The sequence below is a fragment of the Roseateles sp. P5_B10 genome (assembly GCF_056400485.1).
Window position 1 is genome coordinate 1 of the sequence record NZ_JBFULE010000185.1, and the last position, 8,181, is coordinate 8,181.

Sequence of the window (8,181 nt, forward strand, 5' to 3'; positions counted from 1 at the left end):
TCTGATCCGCTTCTTCCCCATCCGCGGCACGGCGATGGAGAACCTGATCGGCCAGACCCGCCAGCGCATCCGCAGGATCATGAGCGGCGAGGACGACCGGCTGCTCGTCGTCATCGGCCCCTGCTCCATCCACGACCCGACGGCCGCCATCGAGTACGCCCGCAAGCTCAAGGAGCAGCGCGAGAAGTACGCCGGCACGCTGGAGATCRTCATGCGCGTCTACTTCGAGAAGCCACGCACCACCGTCGGCTGGAAGGGCCTGATCAACGACCCCTACCTGGACGAGAGCTACCGCATCGACGAAGGCCTGCGCATCGCCCGCCAGCTGCTGCTGGAGATCAACCGCCTGGGCGTGCCGGCCGGCAGCGAGTTCCTTGACGTCATCTCGCCGCAGTACATCGGCGACTTGATCGCCTGGGGCGCCATCGGTGCGCGCACGACCGAAAGCCAGGTGCACCGCGAGCTGGCTTCGGGCCTGTCGGCGCCCATTGGCTTCAAGAACGGCACCGACGGCAACATCAAGATCGCCACCGACGCCATCCAGGCGGCGGCGCGCGGCCACCATTTCCTGTCGGTGCACAAGAACGGCCAGGTCGCCATCGTCGAGACGCGCGGCAACGCCGACTGCCACGTCATCCTGCGCGGCGGCAAGGCGCCCAACTACGACGCCAAGAGTGTCGCCGAGGCCTGCGCTGACCTGGCCAAGTCCAAGCTGCCGCAGCGCCTGATGGTGGACTGTTCGCACGCCAACTCCAGCAAGCAGCACCAGCGCCAGCTGGACGTGGCGCGCGACATTGCCGGCCAGATGCGTGAGGGCGGCAAGAGCATCTTCGGCGTCATGGTGGAAAGCCACCTGCATGACGGCGCCCAGAAGTTCACGCCCGGCAAGGACGACCCGGCCGCACTCGAATACGGCAAGAGCATCACCGATGCCTGCCTGGGCTGGGACGACTCCCTGGCCGTGCTGGACGTGCTGTCCGAGGCGGTTCGCGCGACACGGGCCTGATCGCACTGGCGCTTGAGTGCGGGCCCCCGAATCAAGGGGTAAATCAAGGGGTCGGGGGCGCGGCCCGGCGCGCCCGGGAGTAGCCTGAGCCTTTGGGCATCCTGAGGATCAGCACCATGCGACATCTACTGCTTGCGGCCGCTTTCTCTGCCCTGCTCGCCGCCCCCGCGCAGGCGGTGGTGGTCATTGGGTTCGAAGGCGTGAACGCCACTTATCCAAGCACCAGCTACGCCGACATCCTGAGCTTTTACAGCGGCGGCACCAGCAGCCAGGGCACGACGGGCGCCAATCTGGGCGCGACCTTCGCGAGCAACGCGGTGGCGGTTTGCCTGAATGCGCTGGGCGGAAGCTGCTCGAATGCCTCGCGCGGCGGCCTGTCGGTGACCTCGTCGCAGGGCGGTATGGGCATCGGCAGTGGCACCTCAACGTATTTCGACTTTCCCAGCGGCTTCAGCTTCGCGATCGGCTTCAGCTACGCGGTGGCGCCTGGCTCGGTGGCAACTATTTCTGCCTACAGCGGCCTGGGCGGCAACGGTGCACTGTTGGCGCCGCCGCTGGTGCTGCTGCCGGGCTCGCCAGGTTGCGCGGCCTACAACGCCAGCCGGTGCCCCTTCGGGCCGGGCGGGTACTCCTTCTCGGGCGTGGCGAAGTCGGTGGTGTTTACCGGGCAGCCGGGCAAGGTGGTGTGGGACGACCTGACCCTGGGCGCCAACGACCCGCAGTCTCCCGTGCCGGAGCCCGCAGCCTGGCTGAGCTTGATGCTCGGCCTTGCATCGCTGACTGTCCTGGGGCGGCGCCAAGCCCTGCCCCGGCCGCGTGACTGAGCGCGGGTCCTCCAGCAGTCGTCCTCGACCCGGATCGTCGGTCCACTGACACAATCCGGGCCATGCAAGCCCGGATCACCGTCATCTTCGCCACCGGCGCGCGGGTCGACATCCAGCTCGACGGCACCGAGGTGCTGGGCTTCGAGGCCGCCCGCCGCTGGCTGGACGAGAACTTCGTCCGCCTGGAGTGCGAGCCCCTGCGAGGCTCGGGCAAGGTGCTGCTGGCCGACAAGCTGGTGGGCGTCGCGCTGGCCGCAGGGCCGGCTGCGTTTGCCGATGCCGCCTGGGCGCTGGACTACGCCCGCGCGGCGGCCGGTTCGCTGTCCAAGGCGCTGATCAAAGTCGACGTGCCACGGCTTGCAGTTTCCTACTGACGCCCCCACTTGAACTCCTGCCGCGCGGCCCGACCTGAGGCCGCGTTTTGTTTTGATGGACACCTCACCATGACCAAGCAAACCCACGCCTTCCAGGCCGAAGTCAAGCAGATCCTGCACCTCGTCACGCACTCGCTGTACTCCAACAAGGAGATCTTCCTGCGCGAGCTGGTGAGCAACGCCAGCGACGCCTGCGACAAGCTGCGCTTCGAGGCGCTGGACAACGCGGCGCTGTTTGAAGACAACCCCAACCTGGAAGTGCGCGTCAGCTTCGACGAGGCAGCCAAGACGCTGACCATCAGTGACAACGGCATCGGCATGAGCGCCGATGAGGCCGCCTCCCACCTGGGCACCATCGCCAAGAGCGGCACGCGCGAGTTCATGGCCAAGCTGGAAGGCGACCAGAAGAAGGACGCCCAGCTCATTGGCCAGTTCGGCGTGGGCTTCTATTCCGGCTTCATCGTCGCCGACCGCATCACCGTCGAGACCCGCCGCGCCGGTCTGCCGGTGGACCAGGCCGTGCGCTGGAGCAGCGAAGGCACCGGCGAGTACGAGCTGGAGACCATCACCAAGGCTGGCCGCGGCACCGACGTCATCCTGCATCTGCGCGACGGCGAGGAAGAGTTCCTGAAGACCTGGCGCGTCAAGTCGACCATCAGCAAGTACAGCGACCACATTTCGCTCCCCATCCTGATGAAGAAGGAAGAGTGGGACGCGGACAACGCCAAGCAGGTCGTGCTCGACGAATGGGAGCCGGTCAACAAGGCTTCCGCCCTGTGGAGCCGCAGCAAGAGCGAGGTCACGCAAGAACAATACGAAGAGTTCTACAAGCAGATCAGCCACGACAGCGACGCGCCGCTGGCCTACACGCACAACCGCGTCGAGGGCCGCAGCGAGTACACCCAGCTGCTCTACATCCCGCAGAAGGCGCCCTTCGACCTTTGGAACCGCGACAAGCGCGGCGGCGTGAAGCTCTACGTGAAGCGCGTCTTCATCATGGACGACGCCGAGGCGCTGATGCCGGTCTACCTGCGCTTCGTCAAGGGCGTGATCGACTCGGCCGACCTGCCGCTGAACGTCAGCCGTGAGCTGCTGCAGGAAAGTCGCGACGTGAAGGCCATCCGCGAGGGCTCCACCAAGCGCGTGCTGGGCATGCTGGAAAGCCTGGCCAACAGCGAAGAGCAGGCCGACAAGGACAAGTACGCCGCCTTCTGGAAGGACTTCGGCCAGGTGCTCAAGGAAGGCATCGGCGAAGACCACCAGAACCAGGAACGCCTGGCCAAGCTGTTCCGCTTTGCCTCGACGCATGCGGACGCGAACGTCAGCCTGGCCGACTATGTGTCGCGCCTGAAGGACGGCCAGGACGTCATCTACTACATCACCGCCGATTCGCTCGCTGCTGCGAAGCACAGCCCACAGCTAGAGATCTTCCGCAAGAAGGGCATCGAGGTGCTGCTGTTGGTCGACCGCGTCGACGAGTGGATGCTCAGCCACCTCTATGAATTCGAAGGCAAGACGCTGCAGTCCGTCGCCAAGGGCGCGGTCGACCTGGGCAAGCTGCTGGACGAGGACGAGAAGAAGAAGGCCGACGAGACGGCAGAGAGCCTGAAGCCGCTGCTGGACAAGCTGAAAGAAGCGCTGAAGGACCGTGCCAAGGACGTGCGCGTGACAACCCGCCTGGTCGACTCGCCCGCCTGCATCGTCGTGGAAGAGGGCGACATGAGCGGCCATCTGGCGCGCCTGTTGAAGCAGGCCGGCCAGACCGCGCCCGAGAGCAAGCCAACGCTGGAGATCAACGCCGAGCACGCACTGGTGAAGAAGCTGGATGGCAGCGATCACTTCGACGACCTCGCCCAGGTGCTGTTCGACCAGGCCGTGCTGGCCGAAGGCGGTCACCTGGAAGACCCGGCGGCCTATGTGAAGCGCGTCAACGCGCTGCTGACGGGTTGACCGTCGCGGCGCTGCAGTTCAGCGCCAGGCCCGGTCCTTGAGTCCGGGCCGGTCTGGGCGCCGGCGGCCTTGCTGGGGCGCCGAGTCGGCCCTGCTTCTGCGCTCTTTACGTGGCTTTGTGACGGTTTTGCGACAGGTCCCGTGCCCCCGGGCTTTCGCCTCGGCCGGCTCGCGGCTACCCTCCTAGGGTTTCCACCGAGTTTGCGTCGTACATGGTTCCGAGTGAGTTCTGCGCCTCTGTTGCGGCCGTGCCAGCGGCCATGGTGACCCGACGCCTCGTGCTGAGGCCACCGCGGGAAAGCGATCTGGATACCCTGACGGCGCTGCATGCCGACCCAGCGGTGAACCGTTTCTGTGCCGCCGCGACGCCGCACGGCCGCGCGGCCACCGAAACCCAGTTGCAGGCCTGGCTTGCTCACTGGCAGACGCGGGGTTTCGGCCACTGGRCCATCGCCGAGCGCGAACAACCTGAGACGCTGATCGGCTTTGGCGGCCTGATGCACCGCAGCGTTGCCGGCCACGCCGGCCTCTACCTTTACTACCGCATCACGCCCCAGGCCTGGGGCCGCGGCCTGGCATCGGAAATGGCCCAGCATGCGATGAGCCAGGCTTTCGAACAGCACCACGAAAGTACCGTCGTCGCTGCCGTTTTGCCCAGCAATGCGCCAACGCGCAAGACGCTGGAGTGTCTGGGCCTGCGCATGAAAGGCACATTGGCCGATGGCCCCGGCAGCGCCGCTGCGCTGCTCTATGAGCTGGGTGCCGACCGTTGGGCTGCCCTGCCCAAGGTCGAACCTGAAGCCATCGCCTTCGCGGCCTGAGCCTGAAACTCAACCTGCAAACCGCCTCAGGCCGACGAGGTCCAGCACCCGCAGGCCGCCATATTCGATGCGGATCAGGTTGGCATCGCTCAAGCGGTGCAGCGCCTGGTTCACCCGCTGGCGCGACAACCCCACCAGATAGCCCAGCTCCTGCTGCGTGATGCGCAGCCAGTTGCCCACGCCTGGGTAGAGGGTCGGGTGGAAGAGGGCGGCGAGGTTGCGGGCGACGCGCACGTCGGGGTCGTGGATGCGGTCGGTCTCTCGCGCGGCGATGAACTGGCCCAGGCGTTCGTTCAGCTGGTCCAGCACGAAGCGGTTGAACGCGATGCTGCCGTCGAGCAGCGCATGGAAGCTCTCAATGGGCAGGCCGGCCACGACGCTGGGCCGCAGGGCCTGGATGTTGTAGCGGTAGACCTCGCGCTTGAGCAACGTGCCTTCGCCGAACCAGCCGCCCGGAGGGATGCCGGTGAAGGTGACGGCCGCGCCCAGCGAGTCGTCGTTGTTCATCTTCAGCAGGCCGTCGATGACGCCAAACCACAAGGTGGCTGGTCGGCCGATGCGGCACAGCCGCTCGCCGGGCTCGGCATCGCCGACCTCCAGCGTGGCGATGGCGCGCTCGCGCAGTGGGCCGGTCAGCAGCTTCAACCAGGGAATGGCGTCCAGCTCAGCCGGCGCTGGCCGGCGGGTACGTTGTCTGAGCGGCAGTGACGTGTTGGCCATGGGGGCGGGAAAGTCTGGGCCGTGAAGACCCGTAAATTGTCGTCGTACCGACAGATGGGCGTCAAAGTACTGACCAGAATGGGGCTCACAGACGCAGGCTCCAGCCCGCGCATTGGAGACAGGCTTGACGACCTTCCCCCGGCTCTTGCTCGACCACGCCGCCCGCCGGCCCGACGCGCCTGCGCTGCGCGAGAAGGCTTACGGCGTTTGGCAGACACTGTCGTGGGCGCAGCTCGCCGCGCTAGTGCAGGAGCTGGCCCTGGGCCTGTCCGCTGCCGGCCTCCGCCGCGGTGAGCACATCGTCGTCGTTGGTGAAAACCGGCCGCGCCTGTACGCCAGCATGCTGGCCGCGCAATGCCTGGGCGCCATCCCAGTGCCGCTTTATCAAGACGCCGTCGCCGCTGAATTCGTCTTCCCGCTGAACAACGCGGAGATCGCGTTTGCCATCGTCGAGGACCAGGAGCAGGTCGACAAGCTGCTGGAGCTGCGCGAGCAATGCCCCCAGTTGAAGCGCATCTGGTTCGACGACCCACGCGGCCTGCGCAACTACGACGAGCCGGGTCTCGCTTCGCTGGACGAGCTGGCTACGCGGGGCCGCGCCTATGAGGCCGAGCGACCCGAGTTCTTCGCCGCCGAGGTGGCGGCCTGCCTGCCCGGTGACGTCGCGGCGCTGTTCTTCACCTCCGGCACGACGGGCAGCCCCAAGGGCGTCATGCACACCCATGCGACGCTGATCGACCGTGCCCAGGCCGGCCAGCGCTTCGACAAGCTGACCGACCGTGAAGAGGTGCTGGCCTATCTGCCGCCGGCCTGGGTGGGCCAGAACATCTTCAGCTATGCGCAGTGGCTGGCCGTGGGCTATGTCGTCAACTGCCCGGAGTCGGCCTCCACCGTCAGCATCGATCTGAAGGAGGTCGGCCCGACCTACTACTTCGCGCCGCCGCGGGTCTTCGAAGGCCTGCTGACGACGGTGATGATCCGCATGGAGGATGCGTCGGCGATCAAGCGCTGGCTGTTCGAGCGCTGCATGAGCCTGGCCCGGCGTGTTGGCCCGCGCCTGATGGACAAGCAGCCGGTGGGCCTGCTGGACCGGATGGCCTACGCCGTGGGTGATGCGCTGATCTATGGCCCGCTGCGCAACACGTTGGGCTTCTCGCGCGTGCGGGTGGCCTACACGGCAGGCGAGGCCATCGGGCCCGACCTGTTCAGCTTCTACCGGGCCATCGGCATCAATCTGAAGCAGCTCTATGGCTCGACGGAGACGGCCGTTTTCGTCTGCCTGCAGCCCGACCACGAGGCCCGAGCCGACACGGTGGGCGTGCCCATCGACGGCGTGGAGATCAAGCTGACCGACAGCGGCGAGCTGCTGGTGCGCTCGCCCGGCCTGCTCAAGGGCTACTACAAGAACGACGCCGCGACGGCCGAAGCGCTGACGCCAGACGGCTGGTTCCACACCGGCGACGCCGGCTTCCTGACGCCTGGCGGCCACCTGAAGATCATCGACCGCGCCAAGGATGTCGGCCGTCTGATGGGCGGCACCTTCGACGGCGCGATGTTTGCGCCCAAATACGTCGAGAACAAGCTGAAGTTCTTCCCGCACATCAAGGAGGCGGTCTGCTTCGGCGACAAGCGCGACAAGGTCTGCGCCTTCATCAACATCGACTTCGAGGCCGTCGGCAACTGGGCCGAGCGGCGCAATCTGCCTTACGCCGGCTACACGGACCTGGCCCAGCGGCAGGAGGTCTACGAGTTGATCCTGGATTGCGTGGAGAAGGTCAATGCCGACCTGGCGCAGGACGAGCTGCTGGCCGGCAGCCAGATCAGCCGCTTCCTCGTGTTGCACAAGGAGCTGGATGCCGACGATGGCGAGCTGACGCGCACACGCAAGGTCCGCCGCGGTGCCATCGCCGAGAAGTACGGCGTGCTCATCGACGCGCTCTACGACGGCAAGGTGTCGCAGTACATCGAGACGCAGGTGAAGTTCGAGGATGGCCGCACGTCGATGGTGGCGGCCGACCTGCGTATCGTCGAGGCACGCACCTTCCCGCCGGTTCGGAGCGCCGCATGAAGAAGATCGGCGAGATCGTGCTGGAGGTGAAGAACATCTCGCTGGCCTTTGGTGGCGTGAAGGCGCTGACCGATATCAGCTTCGATGTGCGCGAGCACGAGGTGCGCGCCATCATCGGCCCCAATGGCGCGGGCAAGAGCTCGATGCTGAACTGCATCAACGGCGTGTATCAGCCACAGCAGGGCAGCATCACGCTGCGCGGCCGTACCTTCAAGGGCATGAGCCCGCGCCAGGTGGCCGAGATGGGCGTGGCGCGCACCTTTCAGAACCTCGCGCTCTTCAAGGGCATGAGCGTGCTGGACAACATCATGACCGGCCGCAACCTGCGCATGAAGCGCGGCCTGTTCTGGCAGGCCCTGCACCTCGGCCCCGCGCGGCGCGAGGAAAGCGAACAGCGCGAGGCGGTGGAGCGCATCAT

8 protein-coding genes are annotated in these 8,181 nt (G+C 66.4%); 7 read left to right on the top strand and 1 reads right to left on the bottom strand.

The window, feature by feature from the left end:
• The 5 genes from AC1DU6_RS13505 to AC1DU6_RS13525 form a co-directional block, all read left to right on the top strand.
• Positions 1–1,006: 3-deoxy-7-phosphoheptulonate synthase (locus tag AC1DU6_RS13505; RefSeq protein WP_477857718.1), on the top strand; the 1,006-nt coding region annotated here is incomplete at its 5' end.
• 116 nt (positions 1,007–1,122) lie between these two features.
• On the top strand, positions 1,123–1,830 hold the full coding sequence (locus tag AC1DU6_RS13510; RefSeq protein WP_457390300.1) for a PEP-CTERM sorting domain-containing protein: 708 nt from the start codon (positions 1,123–1,125) through the stop codon (positions 1,828–1,830).
• A gap of 62 nt (positions 1,831–1,892) precedes the next feature.
• On the top strand, positions 1,893–2,204 hold the full coding sequence (locus AC1DU6_RS13515) for a hypothetical protein (RefSeq protein ID WP_457324825.1): 312 nt from the start codon (positions 1,893–1,895) through the stop codon (positions 2,202–2,204).
• A gap of 69 nt (positions 2,205–2,273) precedes the next feature.
• Positions 2,274–4,154 (top strand): molecular chaperone HtpG, encoded by a 1,881-nt coding sequence (gene htpG / locus AC1DU6_RS13520; RefSeq protein WP_457390301.1) that lies wholly within the window; start codon positions 2,274–2,276, stop codon positions 4,152–4,154.
• A gap of 260 nt (positions 4,155–4,414) precedes the next feature.
• Entirely contained in the window at positions 4,415–4,975 is a 561-nt protein-coding gene (locus tag AC1DU6_RS13525; RefSeq protein ID WP_477857719.1) for a GNAT family N-acetyltransferase, read from the top strand.
• 9 nt (positions 4,976–4,984) lie between these two features.
• Here the strand turns inward: AC1DU6_RS13525 and AC1DU6_RS13530 are convergent, their stop codons facing one another.
• Positions 4,985–5,695, bottom strand: coding sequence for a Crp/Fnr family transcriptional regulator (locus AC1DU6_RS13530; RefSeq protein WP_457324324.1), 711 nt, complete (start codon positions 5,693–5,695; stop codon positions 4,985–4,987).
• Between the two features lie 124 nt (positions 5,696–5,819).
• Between AC1DU6_RS13530 and AC1DU6_RS13535 the strand changes: the two genes are divergently transcribed.
• Both AC1DU6_RS13535 and AC1DU6_RS13540 read left to right on the top strand, forming a co-directional pair.
• Positions 5,820–7,763 carry an AMP-dependent synthetase/ligase gene (locus tag AC1DU6_RS13535; protein ID WP_457324323.1) on the top strand — a complete coding sequence of 648 codons (1,944 nt, stop codon included), beginning with the start codon at positions 5,820–5,822 and terminating at the stop codon, positions 7,761–7,763.
• Positions 7,760–8,181: ATP-binding cassette domain-containing protein (locus tag AC1DU6_RS13540; protein ID WP_477857722.1), on the top strand; the 422-nt coding region annotated here is incomplete at its 3' end. The genes AC1DU6_RS13535 and AC1DU6_RS13540, both read left to right, overlap by 4 nt.

Bases quoted from the DNA above. Each gene is read 5' to 3' on its own strand.
- AC1DU6_RS13510 (WP_457390300.1), top strand. From the start codon at position 1,123: ATGCGACATCTACTGCTTGCGGCCGCTTTCTCTGCCCTGCTCGCCGCC.
- AC1DU6_RS13515 (WP_457324825.1), top strand. From the start codon at position 1,893: ATGCAAGCCCGGATCACCGTCATCTTCGCCACCGGCGCGCGGGTCGAC.
- htpG (WP_457390301.1), top strand. From the start codon at position 2,274: ATGACCAAGCAAACCCACGCCTTCCAGGCCGAAGTCAAGCAGATCCTG.
- AC1DU6_RS13530 (WP_457324324.1), bottom strand. From the start codon at position 5,695: ATGGCCAACACGTCACTGCCGCTCAGACAACGTACCCGCCGGCCAGCG.